At 66.5% G+C, this 21,477-nt stretch carries 25 protein-coding genes; 11 read left to right on the top strand and 14 right to left on the bottom strand.

The annotated features are described in order from the left end of the window. From RT697_RS10870 to hslU, 4 genes are all read left to right on the top strand, one after another. Positions 1 to 810: GTP-binding protein (locus RT697_RS10870; RefSeq protein WP_313698804.1), on the top strand; the 810-nt coding region annotated here is incomplete at its 5' end. A 124-nt stretch (positions 811 to 934) separates the two neighbouring features. Continuing rightward, the gene (dksA, locus tag RT697_RS10865) at positions 935 to 1,399 is read left to right on the top strand and encodes an RNA polymerase-binding protein DksA (protein ID WP_056327244.1); all 465 of its coding nucleotides are present in this window, start codon (positions 935 to 937) and stop codon (positions 1,397 to 1,399) included. A 160-nt stretch (positions 1,400 to 1,559) separates the two neighbouring features. Continuing rightward, positions 1,560 to 2,099 (top strand): ATP-dependent protease subunit HslV, encoded by a 540-nt coding sequence (gene hslV / locus RT697_RS10860; protein WP_056327243.1) that lies wholly within the window; start codon positions 1,560 to 1,562, stop codon positions 2,097 to 2,099. A 70-nt stretch (positions 2,100 to 2,169) separates the two neighbouring features. Next, positions 2,170 to 3,504: an ATP-dependent protease ATPase subunit HslU gene (gene hslU, locus RT697_RS10855; RefSeq protein ID WP_313698802.1), complete on the top strand. Its 1,335-nt coding sequence runs from the start codon at positions 2,170 to 2,172 to the stop codon at positions 3,502 to 3,504. 89 nt (positions 3,505 to 3,593) lie between these two features. On the opposite strand, the gene RT697_RS10850 is transcribed toward hslU, so the two are convergent. After that, positions 3,594 to 3,899 (bottom strand): copper-binding protein, encoded by a 306-nt coding sequence (locus RT697_RS10850; protein ID WP_313698800.1) that lies wholly within the window; start codon positions 3,897 to 3,899, stop codon positions 3,594 to 3,596. Positions 3,900 to 4,122: 223 nt separating this feature from the next. Between RT697_RS10850 and RT697_RS10845 the strand changes: the two genes are divergently transcribed. From RT697_RS10845 to rfbC, 3 genes are all read left to right on the top strand, one after another. Continuing rightward, a complete protein-coding gene (locus RT697_RS10845; RefSeq protein ID WP_313698798.1) occupies positions 4,123 to 4,677 on the top strand; it encodes a cob(I)yrinic acid a,c-diamide adenosyltransferase in 555 nt (184 codons plus the stop codon). Between the two features lie 184 nt (positions 4,678 to 4,861). Further along, on the top strand, positions 4,862 to 5,770 hold the full coding sequence (gene rfbD / locus RT697_RS10840; protein WP_313698796.1) for a dTDP-4-dehydrorhamnose reductase: 909 nt from the start codon (positions 4,862 to 4,864) through the stop codon (positions 5,768 to 5,770). Between the two features lie 76 nt (positions 5,771 to 5,846). After that, positions 5,847 to 6,389, top strand: a complete 543-nt coding sequence (rfbC, locus tag RT697_RS10835; protein WP_313698794.1) for a dTDP-4-dehydrorhamnose 3,5-epimerase — start codon at positions 5,847 to 5,849, stop codon at positions 6,387 to 6,389. On the opposite strand, the gene lipA is transcribed toward rfbC, so the two are convergent. Continuing rightward, positions 6,390 to 7,394: a lipoyl synthase gene (gene lipA / locus RT697_RS10830; RefSeq protein ID WP_313698792.1), complete on the bottom strand. Its 1,005-nt coding sequence runs from the start codon at positions 7,392 to 7,394 to the stop codon at positions 6,390 to 6,392. A gap of 191 nt (positions 7,395 to 7,585) precedes the next feature. On the opposite strand from lipA, the gene RT697_RS10825 reads away from it, so the two are divergent. Then, the gene (locus RT697_RS10825) at positions 7,586 to 8,398 is read left to right on the top strand and encodes a substrate-binding domain-containing protein (RefSeq protein ID WP_313698790.1); all 813 of its coding nucleotides are present in this window, start codon (positions 7,586 to 7,588) and stop codon (positions 8,396 to 8,398) included. Between the two features lie 61 nt (positions 8,399 to 8,459). Here the strand turns inward: RT697_RS10825 and RT697_RS10820 are convergent, their stop codons facing one another. The 10 genes from RT697_RS10820 to RT697_RS10775 all read right to left on the bottom strand — a co-directional run bounded on the left by RT697_RS10820 (position 8,460) and on the right by RT697_RS10775 (position 16,919). After that, the gene (locus RT697_RS10820) at positions 8,460 to 9,182 is read right to left on the bottom strand and encodes a tetratricopeptide repeat protein (RefSeq protein WP_313698789.1); all 723 of its coding nucleotides are present in this window, start codon (positions 9,180 to 9,182) and stop codon (positions 8,460 to 8,462) included. Continuing rightward, positions 9,179 to 9,817, bottom strand: coding sequence for a lipoyl(octanoyl) transferase LipB (lipB, locus tag RT697_RS10815; RefSeq protein WP_313698787.1), 639 nt, complete (start codon positions 9,815 to 9,817; stop codon positions 9,179 to 9,181). The genes RT697_RS10820 and lipB overlap by 4 nt, the downstream gene beginning before the upstream one ends. 12 nt (positions 9,818 to 9,829) lie before the next feature. Beyond that, positions 9,830 to 10,105, bottom strand: coding sequence for a YbeD family protein (locus RT697_RS10810; RefSeq protein WP_312431014.1), 276 nt, complete (start codon positions 10,103 to 10,105; stop codon positions 9,830 to 9,832). Positions 10,106 to 10,231: 126 nt separating this feature from the next. Next, positions 10,232 to 11,098 (bottom strand): D-amino acid aminotransferase, encoded by an 867-nt coding sequence (locus RT697_RS10805; RefSeq protein ID WP_313698785.1) that lies wholly within the window; start codon positions 11,096 to 11,098, stop codon positions 10,232 to 10,234. A gap of 133 nt (positions 11,099 to 11,231) precedes the next feature. Further along, a complete protein-coding gene (locus RT697_RS10800; RefSeq protein WP_105241189.1) occupies positions 11,232 to 12,494 on the bottom strand; it encodes a D-alanyl-D-alanine carboxypeptidase family protein in 1,263 nt (420 codons plus the stop codon). A 153-nt stretch (positions 12,495 to 12,647) separates the two neighbouring features. Then, positions 12,648 to 13,301: an alpha/beta family hydrolase gene (locus RT697_RS10795; RefSeq protein WP_313698784.1), complete on the bottom strand. Its 654-nt coding sequence runs from the start codon at positions 13,299 to 13,301 to the stop codon at positions 12,648 to 12,650. 103 nt (positions 13,302 to 13,404) lie between these two features. Continuing rightward, positions 13,405 to 14,010 carry an ABC-type transport auxiliary lipoprotein family protein gene (locus RT697_RS10790; protein ID WP_313698783.1) on the bottom strand — a complete coding sequence of 202 codons (606 nt, stop codon included), beginning with the start codon at positions 14,008 to 14,010 and terminating at the stop codon, positions 13,405 to 13,407. Between the two features lie 5 nt (positions 14,011 to 14,015). Continuing rightward, the gene (locus RT697_RS10785) at positions 14,016 to 14,963 is read right to left on the bottom strand and encodes an MlaD family protein (protein ID WP_313698781.1); all 948 of its coding nucleotides are present in this window, start codon (positions 14,961 to 14,963) and stop codon (positions 14,016 to 14,018) included. Then, complete coding sequence (locus RT697_RS10780) at positions 14,950 to 15,789, bottom strand: ATP-binding cassette domain-containing protein (protein ID WP_312430826.1); 840 nt, start codon at positions 15,787 to 15,789, stop codon at positions 14,950 to 14,952. Before RT697_RS10780 ends, RT697_RS10785 begins: the two co-directional genes overlap by 14 nt. Beyond that, positions 15,789 to 16,919, bottom strand: coding sequence for an ABC transporter permease (locus RT697_RS10775; protein WP_313698807.1), 1,131 nt, complete (start codon positions 16,917 to 16,919; stop codon positions 15,789 to 15,791). Before RT697_RS10775 ends, RT697_RS10780 begins: the two co-directional genes overlap by 1 nt. A gap of 94 nt (positions 16,920 to 17,013) precedes the next feature. On the opposite strand from RT697_RS10775, the gene RT697_RS10770 reads away from it, so the two are divergent. Genes RT697_RS10770 through RT697_RS10760 form a run of 3 tightly spaced genes read left to right on the top strand, consistent with a single transcriptional unit; the run spans position 17,014 to position 18,839 of the window. Beyond that, positions 17,014 to 17,859, top strand: a complete 846-nt coding sequence (locus RT697_RS10770) for a biotin--[acetyl-CoA-carboxylase] ligase (protein ID WP_313698778.1) — start codon at positions 17,014 to 17,016, stop codon at positions 17,857 to 17,859. Then, positions 17,856 to 18,662, top strand: a complete 807-nt coding sequence (locus RT697_RS10765; protein ID WP_313698776.1) for a type III pantothenate kinase — start codon at positions 17,856 to 17,858, stop codon at positions 18,660 to 18,662. The genes RT697_RS10770 and RT697_RS10765 overlap by 4 nt, the downstream gene beginning before the upstream one ends. A gap of 12 nt (positions 18,663 to 18,674) precedes the next feature. Then, entirely contained in the window at positions 18,675 to 18,839 is a 165-nt protein-coding gene (locus tag RT697_RS10760) for a hypothetical protein (RefSeq protein ID WP_175124874.1), read from the top strand. On the opposite strand, the gene RT697_RS10755 is transcribed toward RT697_RS10760, so the two are convergent. Continuing rightward, complete coding sequence (locus RT697_RS10755) at positions 18,836 to 20,125, bottom strand: 3-deoxy-D-manno-octulosonic acid transferase (protein ID WP_313698774.1); 1,290 nt, start codon at positions 20,123 to 20,125, stop codon at positions 18,836 to 18,838. The genes RT697_RS10760 and RT697_RS10755 overlap by 4 nt on opposite strands. A 1-nt stretch (position 20,126) precedes the next feature. Continuing rightward, a complete protein-coding gene (gene waaC, locus RT697_RS10750; RefSeq protein ID WP_313698773.1) occupies positions 20,127 to 21,164 on the bottom strand; it encodes a lipopolysaccharide heptosyltransferase I in 1,038 nt (345 codons plus the stop codon). Between the last annotated feature and the right edge of the window lie 313 nt (positions 21,165 to 21,477).

Genomic DNA, 21,477 nt, shown 5'->3' with positions numbered 1-21,477 from the left:
ACCGGCATGGCCAACCCCGGCCCCGTGTGCCAGACGTTCTTCATGGATGACGACATCGCCGAGTACTACCGCCTGGACGCGGTGGTCACCGTGGTCGATGCCAAGCACGGCATGTCCACGCTCGACGAACAACCCGAAGCCCAGAAGCAGGTCGGTTTCGCCGATCGCATCCTGATCTCGAAGAAAGACCTGGTCAACGAAGTCGACTACGAAGCGCTGCGCCACCGCCTGGTTCACATGAACCCGCGCGCGCCGATCACCGCCGTCAACTTCGGCGACGTCGACCTCAAGTCCATCATCGACATCAGCGGCTTCAACCTGAATTCCATTCTGGACATCGACCCGGAGTTCCTGGCCGATGAGCATCCGGACGCCGCGCACAACCATGCCCACGGGCACGATCACGACCATGATCACGGCCACGGCCATGACCACGATCACGATCATGACCACGACGGCGAATGCGGCGCGCACTGCAATCATGCCCATCATCACCACCCCAAGCACAACGACGAAATCGGCGCGTTCGTGTTCCGTTCCAACAAGCCGTTCGATCCCGCGCGCCTTGAGGAATTCCTGGGCGGCGTCGTGCAGGTCTATGGTCCCGACCTGATGCGCTACAAGGGCATCCTGTACATGAAGGGCATCAACCGCCGCATGTTGTTCCAGGGTGTGCACATGATGATGGGCGCCGAACCCGGCAAGCCGTGGACCGCGGCCGAAAAACCGTCCACCAAGATGGTGTTCATCGGACGTAAGCTGCCCCAGGAGATTTTTACCCGGGGCTTGGAGCAGTGCCTGGCGGGGTAATCCCCATTCCTGCGTGACGCGATGCGACGAAGGCAGTACTGTGAGGTACGGATAGCGTAGGCAACAAGTAACACGGACCGGGACGGACGCCCGCGCCAGGATCGATTCATAGTGGAGTGTTTACATGGCTACCAAGGCAGCAACCAAAAAATCAAGTAAGTCGACGAGCGATACGGCGATTGATCTGCCCAGCGAGAAGGAATTGCTGGCCATGCCCGAGTCGGACTATATGAACGACCGCCAATTGGCGTTCTTCAAGGAACGGCTCAAACAACTCGAGCAGGACATTCTGGCCAACGCCGGCGAGACCACCGAGCACCTGCGTGAAACGCAATTCGTGCCGGATCCCGCCGACCGCGCCACCATCGAGGAAGAGCACGCCCTGGAACTGCGCACCCGCGACCGCGAGCGCAAGCTGCTCAAGAAGGTGCAGCAGTCCATCGCCCGCATCGACAGCGGCGAATACGGCTGGTGTGAAGAAACGGGCGAGCCGATCGGCATCCCGCGTCTGCTCGCCCGCCCTACGGCCACCCTGTCGCTCGAAGCGCAGGAACGCCGTGAAATGCGTCAAAAGCTGTACGGCGACTGATCCATCCGCATCCGCTCCGTCCCTGAAAGGCCATGCCGGTTTACCGCATGGCCTTTTTTATCGCATGTAGGCGGTAAAGTCGAAGGGTGTCAGACACCGCTCTCCAGACCTTGATATCCCCGCGACCGCCCCCAGCTAAAACTTTCAACGGAAGGAACGCATGGAACAATTTCACGCCACCACCATCGTGTGTGTGCGCCGCGGCAACCGCGTCGCGCTGGGCGGCGATGGCCAGGTCACCCTGGGCAACATCGTCATCAAGGGCACTGCCCGCAAGATCCGCCGCCTGTACCACGACAAGATTCTCGCTGGCTTTGCCGGCGCCACCGCCGATGCGTTCACCCTGCAGGAACGCTTCGAGGCCAAACTTGAAAAGCACCAGGGCAACCTGATGCGCGCCGCGGTCGAACTGACTCGCGACTGGCGCACCGACCGCGTCTTGCGCCGTCTGGAAGCCATGCTGATCGTGGCCGACGCCGAGCACACCCTCGTGCTCACCGGCAACGGCGACGTGCTGGAACCCGAACACGGCCTGGCCGCCATCGGGTCCGGCGGCGCTTACGCCCAATCGGCCGCGCTGGCCCTGCTGCGCAACACCGACCTGCCGCCCGAGACGATCATCAAGCAATCGCTCGAGATCGCCGGCGACCTGTGCATCTACACCAACCAGAACCACGTCATCGAAACGCTGGGCGACTGACGCCTGCCGCGCGGCGCAGCCTGCGCCGCGGCGCCCACCCAGCCCGCCCTAGCTTCAAGGATCCGCCCTCATGTCCGCATCCAACATGACGCCCGGAGAGATCGTCTCCGAACTCGACAAATACATCGTCGGCCAGAACCGCGCCAAGCGCGCGGTCGCGGTGGCGCTGCGCAACCGCTGGCGCCGTCAGCAGGTCGCCGAGCCCCTGCGCCACGAAATCCATCCCAAGAACATCCTGATGATCGGCCCGACCGGCGTCGGCAAGACCGAGATCGCACGCCGCCTGGCCAAGCTGGCCAACGCGCCGTTCATCAAGATCGAAGCCACCAAGTTCACCGAGGTCGGCTACGTGGGCCGCGACGTGGACACCATCATTCGCGACCTCACGGAATACTCCATCAAGCAGACCCGCGAACTGGAAATGCGCCGCGTGCGCACCCAGGCCGAGGACGCCGCCGAAGACCGCATCCTGGACGCCCTGGTGCCGCCGCCCCGCGGCGCCTCGGGCGAACCGCAGCGCGGCGAAGACAACAGCGCCCGCCAGACGTTCCGCAAGCGCCTGCGCGAAGGCAAGATCGACGACCTCGAAATCGAGATCGAAGTCGCCCAGACCGTGCCGCAAATGGACGTCATGACGCCCCCCGGCATGGAAGAAATGGCCGAGCAGCTGCGCGGCATGTTCGCGGGCATGGCGCGCGACAAGAAAAAGCCCAAGAAGATGAAGGTGCGCGAAGCCTTCAAGCTCATCGTCGACGAAGAAGCCGCCAAGCGCGTCAACGAAGAAGACCTGCGCAGCGTCGCGATCACCAACGTCGAGCAGAACGGCATCGTCTTCCTGGACGAAATCGACAAGATCGCCGCCCGCCAGGAAGCCGGCGGCGCCGATGTCTCGCGCCAGGGCGTGCAGCGCGACCTGCTGCCGCTCGTTGAAGGCACCACCGTCAACACGCGCTACGGCATGGTCCGCACCGACCACATCCTGTTCATCGCGTCGGGCGCCTTCCACCTGGCGCGTCCGTCGGATCTGATTCCCGAGTTGCAGGGCCGCTTCCCGATCCGCGTGGAACTCGAATCCCTCACCGCCGAGGATTTCGTGCGCATCCTGTCAGACACGGATGCGTCGCTGACCAAGCAGTACACGGCGTTGATGGCGACCGAGGACGTCGAGCTCGAATTCACCGACGAAGGCGTGCGCCGCCTGGCCGAGCTGGCCTTCGACGTCAACGAAACCACCGAGAACATCGGCGCCCGCCGCCTGTACACGGTGATGGAAAAGCTGCTCGACGAGCTTTCCTTTGACGCCACGTCCAGCCAGGACAAGCACGTCAAGATCGACGCCGCCTACGTCAATTCGCAATTGGCCGAAGCCGCCAGCAGCCAGGACCTGGCCCGCTACGTGCTCTGACCCCCGCCCCGGGCGCGACGCGCCCGCAGGCCGACGCAAAAAACCCCGCCGCAAGCGATTGCAGCGGGGTTTTTCATGAGACCCCGGCGTCAGTTCGAGATTGCCGTCACCACATACTTGCCATCCTTGCGCGTGGCGGTGAAGCGCACCTTGTCTCCCGCCTTGATATTGGCCAGCAACGCCGGATCGGCCTGATAGACCAGCGACATCGCCGGCAGGTCCAGCGCCTTGATGGCATCGTGCTTGATCGTGACCTTGCCCGCAGCGGCGTCCACGCGCCGCACCTCGCCCGTGGCATCGGCCTGCTGCGCGAACGCCAGCGGCGTGGCCAGCGAGACGACGGCCATTGCGGTGGCAATGGCCATGGGCGTTGCGTACTTGCGGTTAAAACCCATATGTAACCTCCCTATGCGTTCCGAGCGGGCAACACGCCGAGGCGACTTTGCCGCTTTTTACAGTGCTAGGATACTGCGCGAATGCAACAGTTCCGCTGCCAGTGCGCAACAATCCTGACGGTTGTTTGCTGACAGCCTCAGTTTGCCGTGCGCGCACTTACCGTCGGATGCAAGCCGCTTACCTCTATCACCACACGCTTTTCACCCACCGAATCACGACACCATGGCCAATCGCTTATCCATCATTGCCACCCGCACCGGGGACGATGGCACCACGGGACTGGGGGACGGATCCCGCATCCCCAAGGACGCCCTTCGCATCGCCGCGCTGGGCGACGTGGACGAACTGAACAGCGTGCTGGGCGTGCTGCTGACTGAACCGCTGCAGCCCGGCATCACTGCGGACCTGACGGCGATCCAGAATGACCTTTTCGACATGGGCGCCGAGCTATGCATCCCCGGCCACACGGCCGTTACCGAAGACCAGATCGCCCGACTGGACGCCAGGCTTGCCCACTACAACGCCACCCTGCCCCCCTTGCGCGAATTCATCCTGCCGGGCGGAACGCGCGGCGCCGCCCAGGCGCACGTGGCGCGCACCGTCTGCCGCCGGGCAGAACGGGCTGTGGTGGCGTTGGCGCGGAGCGAAAACGTGAACCCCCCGGTGCGGCAGTATTTGAACCGGCTGTCGGATCTGCTGTTCGTATTGGCGCGTTGTATAAATCAGCAGATGGGGCAGAAAGATACGTTCTGGACAGGCGCCCAAGCCCGCAAATAGCCTGCGACCCGGCACCGCGTCGGGACGATATCGGCCAAAGGTTCGAAGCATATGAGCATCATTGTCAGGGGCGGCGCCCCTGTTAGCGGAGCCCAACTTCGCGTTGGACTGGACAAACCCTCCCATGCCGGCTCCACGCGAGCGCGGCATTATTGGCCGGCCTTGATTGCGGCGGGGATCTGACTTGAAAATCCTGCTGCTGGGCAAGACCGGCCAAATCGGCCAACAGCTACAACGCACCCTGCCCGCCTTGGGTGAGCTATTGCCCTTGGGACGTGCGGATGCGGATCTTGCAGATCAGGACTGCCTGCGACATGCCCTGGTGATGCTTCGCCCAGACGTTATCGTCAATGCGGCTGGACACACCGGCGTTGACGCGGCCGAATCACAGCGCGACCTCTGCACTCAGATCAACACCGACGCCGTCGACACCCTGGCCAGATACGCACATGAAACGGGCGCCTTGCTTGTTCAATACTCGACCGACTATGTGTTTGACGGAGCCAAACCTTCGCCCTACACCGAGTCGGATACGCCCAATCCGCGGAACGTCTATGGCCTCACCAAACTCGGTGGCGAAGCCGCCATTCTTGCCAGTGGTTGCGACGCGCTGATTCTTCGGTGCAGCTGGGTATATGCCGCGCACGGCCGCAATTTTCCCAACACGGTGCTGCGCCTGGCCCGCACGCGGGACACGCTGGACGTGGTGGCGGATCAGGTAGGCGCACCGACATCGGCCGCACGCATCGCCAGTATCACGGCAAAAGCCGTTCAAGCACGACGCGAGCAAGGGCTGCCCGGCGGCCTTTATCACCTGGCCGCCAGCGGCTCCACCACCTGGCACGCCTATGCGCGTTACCTGGTCGCTGGCGCGGCCGCGCGCGGGATGTCATTGCGGCTCTCGCCGGAACGCATCCGTGCCGTGCCTTCCAATGAGTATCCGGCGGCGGCACTACGACCTCACAACTCAAGAATGGATAGCTCCCGGCTTGCCACGGCGCTGAAAATACACATGCCCGATTGGTCCCTGGATGTCGACACCCTGCTGGACGAACTGTCACAACGCGACCCATGCGCCGGAGAAAAGGCATGATTTGCCAAGGCATCGTATTGCCCGGGAGCGGCTACGACGACCATCTGCGTCGCGCTCCACCGGACGAGGCGTTCCTATGATCGTCACCCCGCAGGCTCTGCCCGACGTGCTGCTGTTGGAACCTCACGTGTTCAGCGATGCTCGGGGCTTCTTTTTTGAAAGTTTCAACGAACGCGTGTTCGAGGCCGCGACGGGACTGCAACGGCACTTTGTGCAGGACAACCATTCGCTATCCGCCCTGGGCGTGCTTCGCGGTTTGCACTACCAGTTGGGTCGTCCGCAGGGAAAACTCGTCCGCGTATGCGTAGGAGAGATTTTCGACGTGGCGGTGGATGTCCGGCGCGCGTCGCCTACCTTCGGACGATGGGTCGGCGTGCATCTGAGCGCGGAAAACAAACGGCAGCTATGGATACCTGAAGGCTACGCGCATGGCTTTCTGACGCTGTCGGAAACCGCCGAGGTGCTGTACCGCACCACGGATTACTATGCGCCGGAGCTCGAGCGCGGCATCCGCTGGGACGACCCCGATCTGGCTATTGCCTGGCCGGCGCACGGTGCGCTGATCCTGTCCGAAAAGGATCGCCGAGCCCCCTCGCTAAAGGAGGCTCAGCTGGACTGATCAATTCACGCCAGCCGCATGCGCCTGTTCGTCCGCATGGTACGAAGACCGCACCATCGCACCCACCGCCGCGTGCGAGAACCCCATTGCATACGCTTCACGCTCGAACATCGCGAACGTGTCCGGATGCACATAACGCAGCACCGGCAGGTGGTGTTCCGACGGCTGCAGGTACTGGCCGATCGTCAGCATGTCCACGTCGTGATCGCGCATGTCGCGCATCACCTGCAGGATTTCCTCGTCGGTCTCGCCCAGGCCCAGCATCAGGCCGGACTTGGTGGGCACTTCCGGATGCAGCTTCTTGAACTCGGCCAGCAGCTTCAGCGAGTGCATGTAGTCCGAGCCCGGACGCGCCTGCTTGTACAGACGCGGCACGGTTTCCAGGTTGTGGTTCATGACGTCCGGGGGACCGGCGTTCAGGATGGTCAGCGCGCGGTCCAGGCGGCCGCGGAAGTCGGGCACGAGCACCTCGATGCGGGTGGTGGGCGACAGTTCGCGGATATGCGTGATGCAGTCCACGAAGTGGCCGGCGCCGCCGTCGCGCAGGTCGTCGCGGTCGACCGAGGTGATGACCACGTACGACAGCTTCATGGCGGCGATAGTGCGCGCCAGGTTTTCGGGTTCTTTGGTATCCAGCGGGTCGGGCCGGCCGTGGCCCACGTCACAGAACGGGCAGCGGCGCGTGCACTTGTCGCCCATGATCATGAAGGTGGCGGTGCCCTTGCCGAAGCACTCGCCGATGTTCGGGCACGAAGCCTCTTCACAGACCGTGTGCAGGTTGTGCTCGCGCAGGATGCGCTTGATGTCGTAGAAGCGCGAACCCGGCGCGGCGGCCTTCACGCGGATCCATTCAGGCTTCTTCAGGCGCTCGGCCGGAATGATCTTGATGGGAATGCGCGCCGTCTTGGCTTGCGATTTCTGCTTTTGCGTCGGGTCGTAGACCGCCTCCGCGGGTGCGGCGGCAGATTCGTTCGAGGGCACAGGAGACTCGGCGAGCGTGGACATGGGACACCTTCGTGACCGGCGCGCAAAACGGCCGGGTCTGGGAGAAAACAGGCATTTTACCCTTCGCGGCCCGATCCGCCGCGGAAACGTCCGGCGCCCCCGGGCGAATAGGCGCCGTGCAGGGCGTCCGCCCCCCAGGCGCCCGCAGCCCTGGGTTATCGTCTGGCCTGACGTATTTCCCGCCATTTGCCATGCCTTCCCTGCCCTCGCCCGCTCCCATCGCCGTGATTGCCCCCCGTCTCGATGCCGGCCCGGCCGCCCGCGTCCTGCAGGCCTGCAGTGAACGCCTTGCCCCCGCCGGCTACTACCTCGCGGCCGCCCCCTGGCATGACCCCGCCGTGCTTCCTCTGCTGGATGGGCTGCGACCGGCGGCGGCCCTGGTGATGGGTCCGCTGGAAGCCCCCGCGTTGCGCGCAGCGCTCAGCGCGCTGGAAATTCCTGTCGTCGAAACCTGGATCGCATCGCCGCAGACGCTGGACAGCGCAGTGGCGATCGACAACGCCGAGGCCGGCCGCACGGCGGCCCGGCACCTGGCCGAAAGGCGCCATCCGCGGGTGGCCTGCATCAGCGCCGACACGCCGTGGGAGCGCGCCCGCCGCGAGGGCTTCATCAGCAGCGCCGCCGCACTGGGGCTGGAGCTGGTCGCGGACATCGTGCAGCCTGAGGTCCAGCACATGAACGACGGCCGCATGGCCTTTCTGCGCCTGTTGGCCACCAACACGATCTTCGATGCGGTGTTCTGCACGTCCGATCTCTTGGCCGCCGCGGCCGTGTCCGAAGCGCACAACCGCGATCTGCAGGTGCCGCAGGATCTGGCTGTCCTGGGGTTCTCGGACGACGGCAGCGCGGTGCAGTGGGTCCAGGGCCTGACCACGCTAGGCGTGGACGCCGCCGAGCTGGGCCGGCGTGCCGGTCAACTGTTGCTGGACCGGCTGGACGGCGAACGAGGCGCCGGCCAGCACGACCTGTTGGAAGTGGTGTTCGATGCGCGCCTGAGCACCTGAGGCGCGGCAGGGCTGCGACGGGCTGCGCTTAAACGGCAGCCAGTCTTGCCCTCAGTCAGGTCTACGCTTCGTAAAGCGCCGGAAAGCCGCAGTCCTGCAGCATGCCGTTGGCTTCCTTCAAGAACGCGGGCGTCGAGGTTTCCGGGACGCGGACCAGCCATTGCACGGCTTCCTCTTTCCTGCCCTGCAACAGCAGCATCCGGCCCAGGTGGAACATGCCGCGGAAGTCACCGCCTTCGGCGCAGCGCCGGTAGCAGTCGAACGCGCGCTCCAGGTCTTGCGGGACCACGTCGCCGGCCTCGTGATATCGGCCCACCACGCCAATCGACTTCACGTGGCCGGCCTGCGCGGCCTGCTGGTACAGGGCCAGCGCCGCAGCCTGGTTCTGCGTCACGCCGCCCCGGCCCGTGCGCAACATATGGGCGTAGTTGTACAGCCCCCAATCCAGACCCGTGTCAGCTGCCCGGCGAAACCAGTACGCCGCGACGGTATCGTCGGCCGGCACGCCCCAGCCGTTTTCATAGCAGCGTCCCACCATGTTGATGGCCATGGGGTGATCGGCGTGCGCGGCGCGCTTGAACCACGCCAGTCCCTCGGCGGGCTGGCGCTCGACGCCCACGCCGTCCAGCAGCATCTGTCCGTAGATGGTCTGCGCCTCGGTCAGCCCCAAGTCGGCGGCGGCGCGGATCCACGCGGCGTATTCCTCGGGCGGTCCGGATTCGCGTAGCCGGGCAAGCTGTTCGGGCGTGGTGGCGGCGACTTCGGCTGCGGTGTAGGTCTTCAATTCGTGTTCCTTCGGCGATGCCAGGCGTGCGCAAGATTCCGCGCCAGCGCGTCGCCCGTTTCGGTGGGCGTGCTGTGCACGCCACAGGCCGCCATGTCGACGGTGCGCAGACCTTCGTAGCCGCACGGATTGATGCCCAGGAACGGCGCCAGATCCATCTCGACGTTCAGCGATACGCCGTGGTACGCGCGGCCGTTGCGGATCTTGATCCCCAGCGCGGCGATCTTGGCCAGCTCGCCGCCTTCGGGGTGCGGCACATAGACGCCCGGCGCGCCGGGCTTGCGACAGGCCCCGCCCACGCCCAGCTGCTCAAGCGTGTCGATGACGGCCGATTCCAGCAGCGCCACGTATTCCTTCACGTACATGTCGGCGCGGCGCAGATCAAACAGCGCGTACGCCATGACCTGACCGGGACCGTGATAGGTCACCTGGCCGCCGCGGTCGCAATGGACGATGGGAATGTCGCCGGGGTTGAGCACATGTTCCGGCAGGCCCGCCTGGCCCAGCGTGTAGACCGGCGGGTGTTCGCACAGCCAGATTTCATCCGGCGTGCTGGCGTCGCGCTGGCTGGTGTACGCCTGCATGTCCTGCCAGACCGGCAGATAGTCCGCCGGCCGCGCGAGCCACTTGATCACAGCGGTCTTGCCTTACAGGACGATGGACACCATGGGGTGGCCATGCAGCGCCCGGTACAGCGCATCCAGTTGCTCGCGCGAGGTGGCGCGCACCGTGAAGGTCAGGCCGAGGTAGTTGCCGCCCTTGCTGGGGCGCATTTCCACCGTCGCGGCGTCGAACGCGGGATCGAACTGCAACACGACCTCGGTCAGCGTCTGCGCAAACTCGGGATGCTGCTTGCCCATGACCTTGATGGGAAAGTCGCTGGGATACTCGATCAAAGAATCTTCGGGCGGAATGTTCATGATGTGCCTAAAAAGAGTTGCCCCTGAATGTTCTTATATGGGGGCAAGCGGCGCGCCGGCAAGTGCCGGCGGGCGCTGGGGCGGGCGGCCGCCGCCGGTTGAAGGCGAGTATGCCGCCCCGCGCCAGGACTACAGCGCCGCGATGCGGGCATCATAACCCGCACGCAATTGCTCAAAAACAGGGCCGGGCTTGCCCGAGCCCACGGGTTTGCCGTCCAGCGACACGATGGCCAGCACTTCCTTGGTGGCGGACGACAGCATCAGCTCGTCGGCCTGCTCCACCTCTTCTTGCGAGATGCGGCGCGACTCGAACGGGATGCCGGCCTCGGCGGCCAGTTCGCCCATCAGGCCGTAGCGGATGCCTTCAAGGATCAGGTTGTTCTTGGGCGGCGCCAGCAGCTTGCCGCCGGAGACGACCCAGATGTTGGTGGACGCGCCTTCGGTCAGATAGCCGTCGCGGAACTGCAGGACTTCGTCGACGTGGGCGTCCACGGCCTGCTGCTTGGCCAGCACGTTGCCCAGCAGGGACACGGACTTGATCTCGCAGTGCAGCCAGCGCTCGTCGGGGATGCTGATGGCGGACAGACCCTGTTCGCGCTGGGCGGCTGGCGGCGGCGACCAGGCCGCGATCATGCCGAACACCGTGGGCGTGACGGCCGGCATGGGGAACGGATGGTCGCGCTTGGCAACGCCGCGCGTCACCTGCAGGTAGACGATGCAGGTGTCCAGGTTGGAGCGGTCGAGCAGCTGCTGGATCAGGTCGATCCACCCGCTGCGGTCGAACGGCGGCGCGATGCGCAAGGCAGCCAGGCTGCGATCGAGGCGGTCGAGGTGTTCGGCCATGCGGAACGCATTGCCTTGGTACACGGGGACGACTTCGTAGATGCCGTCGCCGAAAATGAATCCGCGGTCCAGGACGGAGACCTTGGCCTCGTCCACGCGCAGGAATTCACCGTTGAGATACACCTGGCTTTCGCCCGGCACGCCCGGAATCATGAGGCACTCCTGAATTTGAAATGGAACAGGGACGAGCCGCGCGGCTCGCCCCCGAAGAATGCAAAACGGGCGTTTCGCGCACGAAACGCCCGCTGCTAGCTTACACCCGCGGCTGCGGCCGCGGGGCGCCGATTTACTGGAACCAGCGCTTGACGGTGTCGACCATGCGGCCAAAGAAGCCGGCGCGTTCGACGGCGTCCTGCACCACCAGCGGTTCGGTGCGCAGCACCTTGCCGTCCAGCGTGAATTGCAGCGTGCCCACCTGTTGGCCCTTGGCCAGCGGCGCGATGAGCGGATCGGTGCGCTGCGCGACCGGCTTCAATTCGCCAGCCTTGCCGCGCGGCACGGCGATCGACACCGGGTTGGGCGGACCGAGCTTGACGTTTTCGGCGGTGCCTTCCCAGACGCGGGCGTCGATGCCGGGCTGGCTCTTGTCGAACAGCTTGACCGTGTCGAAGTTCTGGAAGCTCCAGTTCAGGAGCTTCAGGCTTTCTTCGGCGCGCGTGGCTTCGCTGTCGGTGCCCACCACCACCACCAGGATGCGGCGATCGCCGCGCACGGCCGTCGACACCAGGCAGTAGCCGGCCGAATCCGTGTGGCCGGTCTTCATGCCGTCCACCGACGGGTCGGCCCACAGCAGGCGGTTGCGGTTGGGCTGCGTGATCTTGTTGTAGGTGTAGCTCTTCTGCTTGTAGTAGTGGAAGAAGTCCGGGTGATCGGTGATCAGGTGCGCCGACAGCGTGGCCAGATCGCGGGTGGAGGTCATGTGCTGCGGATCGGGCAGGCCCGTGGCGTTCATGAAGTGCGTGTTCTTCATGCCCAGGCGATCGGCTTCCTGGTTCATCAGCGCGGCAAAGGCGGACTCGCTGCCGCCCACGGCTTCGGCCAGCGCCACCGAGGCGTCGTTGCCCGATTGCACGATCATGCCCTGGTTCAGTTCGTCCACCGTGACCGGCTTGCGCGGCTCGATGAACATGCGCGAGCCGCCCGTGCGCCAGGCGTGCTCGGACACCGGCACGGTCTGCTCCAGCGTCAGGCGCTTTTCTTCCAGCGCGTTGAACACGACGTAGGCCGTCATGATCTTGGTGAGCGAGGCCGGCTCGACCTTCATGTCGGGATTGGAAGCGGCCAGCGTCTGGCCGCTGTTCACGTCAACGACGATCCAGGCCTTGGCCGCGATGGTGGGCGCCGGGACGGCCGAGACGTCGCCGACAGGCACCGCGCCCGTGGGCGACGGAGCCTGAGCCGCCGCGGCCGGCGCGGCGGCGGGTGCGGCTGGCGCCTGCTGCGCCCAAGCTGGCATGGAGGCCGCCAGCATCGCTGACAACACCGCGCCTGAAACGAGACGACGGGTAAAGACAACGGGGGATTGAGCGGAGTGAGGCAATTTCTTCATCGGCAACGTGGGTCCAGGAATGACGCCCGCCGGCGCGGGGCAAATGGCTGACAATTATAGGCAGTCGATCAGACCCATCCCGGGCGTGCAGGGTTCCCTGCGCGCCTAAAACATGCAACCTGATGCAACCTGCGAACTGCCGCGGGGCTGGATTCAGTCCAGCGCAACCTTCAAACGGGCCTGCACCAGTTGGCGCAGCACGAGCAACTTGCCGTGGAAGAAATGCGAGGCGCCCGGCACCACCACCACCGGAATCGAGCGCGGCCGCGCCCAGTCCATGGCTTCGGACAGCGGCACCACCTCGTCTTCTTCGCCGTGCACCATCAGCGTGTCGTCGGGCACCTGCACTTCATGCGACTGGAAGCGGTTGACGGCCGGGCCCATCAGCATCAGCGCCGACGGCAGCACGGCGTCGCCCGCATCGGCCAGCGCGGCGTAGGTCTGCGCGGCCACCGCCGTGCCGAACGAAAAGCCCGCCAGCACCCACGGCGCCTTTGCCAGTTCGGGATGCAGTTCCCGCATCTGCGCGACCACGGCCAGCATGTCCTGCGTTTCGCCGACGGATTTGTCGAACGTGCCTTCCGATTGGCCGACGCCGCGGAAGTTGGGGCGCACCGCCACCAGGCCATGCTGCACGCAGGCGCGCGACAGGGTCGTGACCACCTTGTTCTCGCGCGCGCCGCCCTGCAGTGGATGCGGATGCAGCACCAGCGCCCAGCCGCGCGGCGCGTCGGCAGGCCAGTCGATGGCGCAATCGATACGGCCGGCGGCGCCGGCAAAAGCGTGGATTTCAGTGCGTGCGGACATGGCGGGACTCAACGTGCGGAAAAAAGAAACGATGTTAACCGCCCGGCCCGCCCGGCGAAATGCCGGCTGACCGCAACCGGCGCGCGCGGGCGCGAGCCGAGACTCACTTTCCGCGCGCGGCGGCGGCGGGCGGCCTCAAGGTGGCGGCAAGCCACTGCGCGAGCTGGTCGCTCGCGTCGTCGGTGGCCTGGCGCAGCGCCGCGACGCCGCCTTCGGCATCCTGTGTGGGCGCGGGCGCGGCCACCAGGATGCGCTTCTGGTCCACGACGTTACGCCCGTCCAGCAGCACCGCCTGCAGCAGGACGCGTCCCTGGCTCGACTGGCCGTCCTCGGAAAAGACCTGTTCGAACTGCGCCAGCGAGACCTGCAGCTGCGGCGTCTGCAACGTGACGCGGTCGCTCAGGACCGCGCCTTGGCGCGACAGGCGATCGGTGATGCGTTGCCGGACGAGGTCAGCGGGCGACGCGGCCCAGCGGTACGTGGCATAGGAACGCGGCGCGGCGCTGTCGCCCACGCGCCAGATCATGCCGGTGTCGGTCAGGCCGGGCGCCGACTGGAACGTCAGCGCGATCGGATCGCGGGCCGGCAAGGCGGGCACGGGCCGCGCGTCCAGCCCCAGGTCGAACAGCGTGGGCGGCGCGTCCACGCGGCCGATGCCGCAACCGGCCAGGGCCAGGGTCAGGATCAGAATGGCGCTGCGCATCTTCATGAGGTCTATCTCCGGAATCCGGCAAAGCCGGGTTCGCCGGGTCCCGGCGCGATGGGCGCGGGACCGAACAGGAACGATTGCGGCGTGCTGTCCACACGGCGCAGGGTGATGGCGGCGCCGCGCGCGGCCGTGCTGACGTTGTTCGCCATGGTGGTGAAGGCCGGCAGCGTCTCGCCATCCAGCCGCGCGGCGGCCAGGGCGATGTCGTTCAGGCTGCGCGTTGCGATGGCCAGCGGGCCGTCGGGCGCATTCAGGCGCGCCAGCGACTGGCGGGCCTGCTGGGCCAGGTCGCCGATCTCGCGCGCGGCGCGGTCGGCCTGGCGCGACGTGCTGTTCAGCGAATCCATCAGCGGACCCAGCTTGGCCAGCGTGGGCGCGAGGTCGCGGCTGGCTTCCTTCAGGGACAGCGAGATATCGTTGGCGTTCTGCAGGCTGGCCGTGAGCGCCTGCACGTTCTGTTCGCTCAGCACGCGCTTCAACTGCTCGGTCGCGACTTCGACGTTGGAGATCAACTGGTCGCCGCGCTTCTCGATGCGGTCCAGAAAGCCCGGACGCAGCGGAATGGCTGCCGGATGCTCGGCGGTGGACGTCAGGCGCTTGAGCGACGAGCCATCGTCGCGCAGGTCCACGTTGGCCATGCCGGTCACGCCCTGCACACCCAGTTCGGCCCATGTCGATTCGGTGATCGGCGTGTTGGGCGCCACGCCGATGCGGATGCGGACCTGCCCAGGTTTGTTTGGATTGAGCGCCAGCGACTGCACGCGGCCAACAGGCACGCCCTGGTAGCGCACGGCCGACTGCGGGTTCAGGCCCGTGACGGCCGTGGCCGAAATGATTTCGTATGGCTGCAGTTGCGTCCGGTCGCGGCCGATCCAGATGGCCGTCAGCGTCGCGGCAGCCAGCAGGACCAGCGTGAAGATACCGGCCATGAGCGCATGACTACGGTTTTCCATGGTGCATTCCCTTCGGTGCCAGGTCTCCCAGCGCGCGCAGACCGCGCTCGCCCAGGAAGAATGTATGTATGAACGGGTGATCGAACTTCAGGACTTCAGGCACCGTGTCGCAAATGATCACCCGCTTCTCCGCCAGCACGGCCACGCGCGTGGCCAGCGCCAGCAGCGTGTCCAGGTCGTGCGTCACCATGACGACGGTAAAGCCAAGCTGCCGGTGCAGGCTGCGCACCAGGTCCACGAACTCGTCGGACCGCAGCGGATCGAGCCCGGCCGTGGGCTCGTCAAGGAACAGCAATTCCGGGTCCAGCGACAGCGCGCGCGCCAGCGCCACGCGCTTGACCATGCCGCCGGACAGATCCGACGGGCGCTTGTCCGCATCGCGCGACGACAGGCCCACCATGGCCAGCCGGCACATGACGACGTCGCGCACCAGGTCTTCCGGCACCGTGCGCAGTTCACGCAGCGGCAGCGCCACATTGTCGAACACCGACAGCGCCGAGAACAGCGCTCCCGCCTGGAACAGCATGCCCCAGCGGTATGACAGGCGCCGGCGCTCGCCCGCCGTCAGTTCCGACAGCGTGTGTCCCAACACCTTCACGGTGCCCGCGGCCGGCACGTCCAGCCCGATGATCTGCCGCAGGAGCACCGTCTTTCCTGTGCCGGAGCCGCCGACCAGCACCAGAATCTCGCCCGGAAACACCGTCAGGTCCAGATTCTCGTGAACAACGTGGTCGCCAAACGCGGTGCGCAGACCGCGCACGGTAATGACCGGCTCGACGGTCACGCCCTCTTCGGTGAACAGCCGATTCTGGGTGGCGTTGTTCATCAGATGCCCACCGAACTGAAGATGACCGCGTACACCGCATCCAGCAGAATCACGCCCGTGATCGACGTGACCACGGACGTGGTGGTGCCGCGGCCGAGGCTCTCGGTGTTGGGTTGGATGCGCAGGCCGAAATGGCAGGCGATGAGCGCGATCAGGATGCCGAAGGTCACGCCCTTCAACATGCCGATCCAGTAATTGGTCAGCGTGATCGCGTCGGGCAGCGATTGCAGGAACCATTGCGCGGACACGCCCAGCTGCGCCTGCGCCGCCAGCATGCCGCCCAGCAGCGCCATCGCGCTGGTCCACAGCACCAGCAGCGGCATCGTGATCGCCAGCGCCACCACGCGCGGCAGGATCAGCCGCTGGCCGTGCGAAATGCCCATGACCAGCATGGCGTCAAGTTCCTGGGTGACCCGCATCACGCCGATCTGCGCAGTGATTGCAGACCCTGAGCGGCCGGCCACCAGAATGGCCGCCAGCACGGGTCCCAGCTCACGCACGATGGAGACACCCAGCAGTCGCACGATGAAGCGATCGGCGCCGAACATCTGCAGTTGCTGCGCCGACAGATAGGACAGCACCACGCCGATCAGAAAGCCCACCAGCGCCGTGATGCCCAGCGCCTGCGCGCCGGTCCGGTACACCTGCGCGGAGATCTCGCGCCACGGACCCAGCCAGGGCCGGCGCAGCAGCGTGCCCACGTCCAGCACCAACTGGCCCAGCATGATGAGCAGCGCCTTGCCGTTTTCGGCGGCCTGCAGGATCGCGCCGCCCGTGGCGCGCACCCACGTCCAGGTTTCCGGTTTGGCGGCGGGCGCGGGCGCTTCGCCCTTGTTCATCGCCAGCGCGTTGAAGACGTCCTGCTGTCCGGCGCCCCAGCGCACGCGCTCGGGCAGCTTTTCACCCCAGGCCTGCCAGATGATCAGCGCGCCGATCGTATCCAGCCGGTGGATCGCGTGCATGTCCCAGCGCGCGCCGTCCTTGGCCGCCCGCGCGAGCGCCGCGCGCCTGCGTTCGACTTCGCCCGACTCGGCCAGCGCCAGGACGCTCCAGTCGCCGCCGACGTGGCAAACCCCGCCTTCATGGCGGAAAGGCGCGGCGGCGGTCGCAAGCAATGCGGAATGCGGCATGTCGTCGGGGTACGGATGCAAAAATGTATCGCCAATCATAAACGCAGGGACCCTGCAGCCGCGAGCGCGGCCCGCGTGCCCTACAATCGCGGCCATGCCCGCCCCCGATTGCCCCATCGACCTGCCCGCCCCGGAAATGCTTGCCCGGACGCTGGCGGAACGCCTGCCCGCCTTCCAGGACGTCACCTGGACCGGCAGCACCGGATCGACCAATGCCGACCTGCTCACGCGCGCGCGATCCGGCGCCGGCGCGGGCAAGCCCTGGCTCTTGGGCACGCATCAGCAGGACGCCGGCCGGGGTCGCGCGGGCCGTCCGTGGCAGAACCGCTCGGGCTCCACGCTGATGTTCTCGTGCGCCTTCGACGTGCATCTTCCCGCCATGCAGCTGGCGGCGCTGTCGCCGCTTGCCGGCGTCGCCGCCTGCGAAGCGCTGCGCACCGTCGCCGGACCGGCGTCGCGGGGCCTGTGCATGAAGTGGCCCAACGACATTCAATGGCACGACGCCAAGCTGGCGGGCATCCTGGTCGAGACCACCCGCAATCCGGGCGGCCGCGACACCGGCTACACCGTGGTGATCGGCATGGGCGTCAATCTTGCCGATGCGGCCGAGCTGTCGCGCGCGCTGGGCCGCGAGATCGCCGACTGGACGCAGGTGCAGGCCGGCGCCGCGAACGCAGCCGCGGACCTGATCTGCGCCAGCGCCGCGGCGTGGCACGAGGCGGTCCGCACACTTGAACGCGACGGCTTCGGCGCATTCCGGCAGCGTTTCGACCAGGTGGACGCGCTGGCGGGCCGCAAGGTGAACGTGCTGGACAAGGGCGCTATTCTTCTAAGCGGCACCGCCTGTGGCGTGGACGAGCAAGGCCGCCTGCTGGTGCAAACGCCCGAGGGCGCCACACCGATCTCGGTCGGTGAAATTTCGATTCGACGCCAAGCATGATTATTCTCATCGACTCCGGCAACAGCCGCCTCAAAGTGGGTTGGCTGGACGCCAGCAATCCAGACATGCCGCGCGAGCCCGCGGCCGTCGCCTTCGATGGCCTGGACCTGAACGCGCTGGATGATTGGCTTGCCGCCCTGCCCCAGCCGCCGCGGCGCGCGCTGGGCGTGAACGTGGCCGGCGCGGCGCGCGGCGACGCCATCGCGGCCATCCTGCAAAAGCACGGCTGCGCCGTCACCTGGTCGCCGTCGCAGGCGACGACGCTGGGGCTGGTCAACAGCTATCGCACCCCCACGCAACTGGGCGCCGACCGCTGGGCCTCGTTGCTAGGCGTGCTGTCGCGCCTGCCCGGCACGCACCCGCCCTTCGTGCTGGCCAGCTTCGGCACCGCCACCACCATCGACACCGTCGGACCGGACAACGTCTTTGCGGGCGGCCTGATCCTGCCGGGTCCGGCCATGATGCGCACGTCGCTTGCCCATGGCACGGCCAACCTGCCCATCGCCAACGGCCAGGTCGTGCCCTATCCCACGGACACGCACGAGGCCATCGCCTCGGGCATCGCCGCCGCGCAAGCCGGCGCCGTCGTGCGCCAATGGCTGGCGGGCCGCCAGCGCTACGGCCAGACCCCGCAGATCTACGCGGCCGGCGGCGGCTGGCCCGAAGTGCATCAGGAAATCGAGCGCTTGCTGGCCGACGCGGGCGGCGCTTTCGGCGCCACGCCGGTTCCCGTCTACCTCGACCATCCCGTCCTGGACGGCCTGGCCGCCGTGGCGCGCGCCACCTTGAACACCACTCCCTGACGAAGGTCCGGCATGCGCGTGCTCTTCATCCTGATCCTGCTGGCGAATCTGGGCGTCTATGCGCTGGGACAGGGCTGGCTAGGCGCCCGGCCCGAAGACGAAGGCCGCGATGGTCGGCGATTCAGCCAGGAATTGAATCCGGGCGCAGTCACGCTGGCGCCGCGTAAAACGCCTTAACGGCCCGGCGCCGGTCCATCCAGCCAGGGCCCCAACGCATCCATCGTCCGCCCCGTGGCGCCCGCATGCTGGTCGAACCACGCCCGCGCGGCCTTGCTCGCCTGCTGCCTGCGCGACCTGTCCTGCAATAGCGCGATCGCAGCGTCCACCGCCTGCGCCGGATCCTCGGCGCGCAGCGCGGCGCCGGCGTTGACGGCATCTTCCGCCGCCTGCTTGAAATTGAACGTGTGCGGCCCGACGATGACGGGCACACCCGCCGCGCAGGCTTCGATCAGGTTCTGACCGCCCAGCGGCGCAAAGCTGCCCGCCACGATCGCCACATCCGAAGCCGCGTAATAAAAAGCCATCTCGCCGAGCGAATCCCCAAGCAGCACGGCGGCATCCGTCGGCGCAAGCGTGCCGTCTGAACGGCGCGCAAATCCCACTTTCGCGTCCGACAGCAGACGCGCGGCTTCGTCAAAACGCTGGGGATGACGCGGGATCAACAAGAAAAGCGGCGCGCCCGGCGCGGCGGCCTGACGTTTGATCGCCTCGATGAACGGCGCGTCCTCGCCCTCGCGCGTGCTGGCGACGGCAACGACCTGGCGCCCGAGCTGCGCGCGCCACGCGCGTCCCGCCTCTACCTGGGCGGTCGGCAGCACCAGATCGAACTTGAGATTGCCGGTCACCATAGCCGCCGGCGCACCCGCCTCCGCGAGCCGTCCGGCATCTTCCGCCGTCTGCGCCAGCACCATGTCCAGCCCGGCCAGCGCCTCGCGCATCACGCTGCCCATCCGGCGCGCCTGGCGCAGCGACGACGCCGAGTAGCGCGCGCTGACCAGCGCCATGGGCACCCGTGCCTGCCGCGCGGCGGCCAGCAGGTTGGGCCAGATCTCGCGTTCCATCAGAAGGCCGCAGCGCGGCCGATGCGCCGCCAGGAACCGGCGGGTCGCGCCGGGAAAATCGTAGGGCAACCAAACCTGCCGCAGATGCCCCTGCGCGATGGCGTCCTTGAACAGACGCTCGCCCTCCGCGCGGCCGGTCGCCGTCGTATGCGTGAGAAGTACCGGCAGGCCACGCGCCAGCAGCGCGTTCAAGAGCGGCAGCGCGGCGCGGGTCTCGCCCAGGCTGACGGCATGGACCCAGACCGGGTTGTCCGGCAACACAGTGGCCGTATCTGGACGGCCGAAGCGTTCGGGCGAGAAGATTTCCCAGCGGCCCCCGGCGCGCTTGGCGCGGCGGGCCATCCATAGCCAGATCAGCGGCGCGAGAGCCCGAAGCCCAAGCGTGTAGACGCCGCGGTTCATGTCACTGCGCGGCGAGCGCCTGCTCGACCGACGCCATGACGGCCTCGCGCGACGGCGAGGCGCCGCGGTCACCCAGGCTGGCGGTGTAGTTGGAACCGACCAGGGGGGTACGCACGGGCGTCGACGCCCGGTAGATGCCGATCGTCGGGCGCCCCAGCGCAGCGGATAGGTGCGTCAGACCGCTATCCAGTCCCACCATCAGGCGGGCGCCGGCGAGCAGCTTGGCCACGGCGGACAGATCCATGCGGGGCATGACCTCGGCGCCCTCCATGCCGGCCACCAGCAGCTGGGCGCGCTCGGCTTCCTGTTCGTTGCCGGCCAGCAGCTTCAGCGTGCAACCGGCCTCGCGCAGACGGCGGAACACCACACGCCAGTCTTCCTCGGGCCACAGTTTGTCGTCTCGGCTGGCCGACGGCATGATCACCGCATAGCCGCGGTCGGTGTCCAGGTGGTGAAGCCGGGGCAGCTCGGCGGCGTCCAGACCGCCGCTGCCCACCTCCACGACCGGCTCGGGCGCCTGGGTCGCCTGACGCGCGAAAGCCTGCAGCCCAAAATCGGGCAGGCCGGCATGTTGATAGCCGAACGTCAGACCGGCCAGCTTGCGCTGGCGGATCACTGCGGGCTGCCAGAACTCGACGCGATGACGCACGTTGTAGAACAGCGAAGCCAGGGGCTCGCGCGCCGACCGCCAGTCCAGCCCATGCTTGACGCCCTGCGTCTGGCGCACCAGCCACGCCGATTTCAGCAGGGCCTGCATGTCCAGGACGACGTCGTAGCGCACGCCTCGCAGCCGTTCACGCAGCGCGCGGCGCTCGGCCCGCACCTGGGCGGACCACCACGACTTGCGCCAGCGCCGGTGCGCGACCTTGATGATGTCGTTGACGGCGGGATGCCACGACGGGATCTCGGCAAACGCTTCCTCGACGACCCAGTCAATCTGCGCGTCCGGCACGTGCCGGGCGATATCAGATATAGCGGGCAACATGTGCACCAGATCGCCGAGGGACGATGTGCGAACGATGAGAATGCGTGTAGGCATCAAGGCAAAGAAGGTTCAGTCAGAACCGCGAATGTACAACACAACGTCTTTCCTATAACGGCTAGCGGCCAGGTTGGTGTGCGACATGCTATGGCAACCCTTCTGCTCTGTGCTGCGGCCTGCCAGTCACAGCTTCAAAATCAAGGAGCGGCCACTTGCTTAACCTCAATTGGCATACAATTCCCACGTCAAAAAAAGACTCGAATGAACATCGAGCCACCAAAGTCCGGGGATTTCCCGAACTCTTCAGTCTCCTGATTTCCTACTCATAATTGCTGACACTGGCGATCGCCCAGGGTGCCATCATCCGCAC

The organism is Achromobacter sp. (genome assembly GCF_032113835.1).
Classification (GTDB): Bacteria; Pseudomonadota; Gammaproteobacteria; order Burkholderiales; family Burkholderiaceae_B; genus Achromobacter.
Note: the sequence above shows the minus strand (reverse complement) of the source record. Positions and strands in the feature narration are given on the sequence as shown.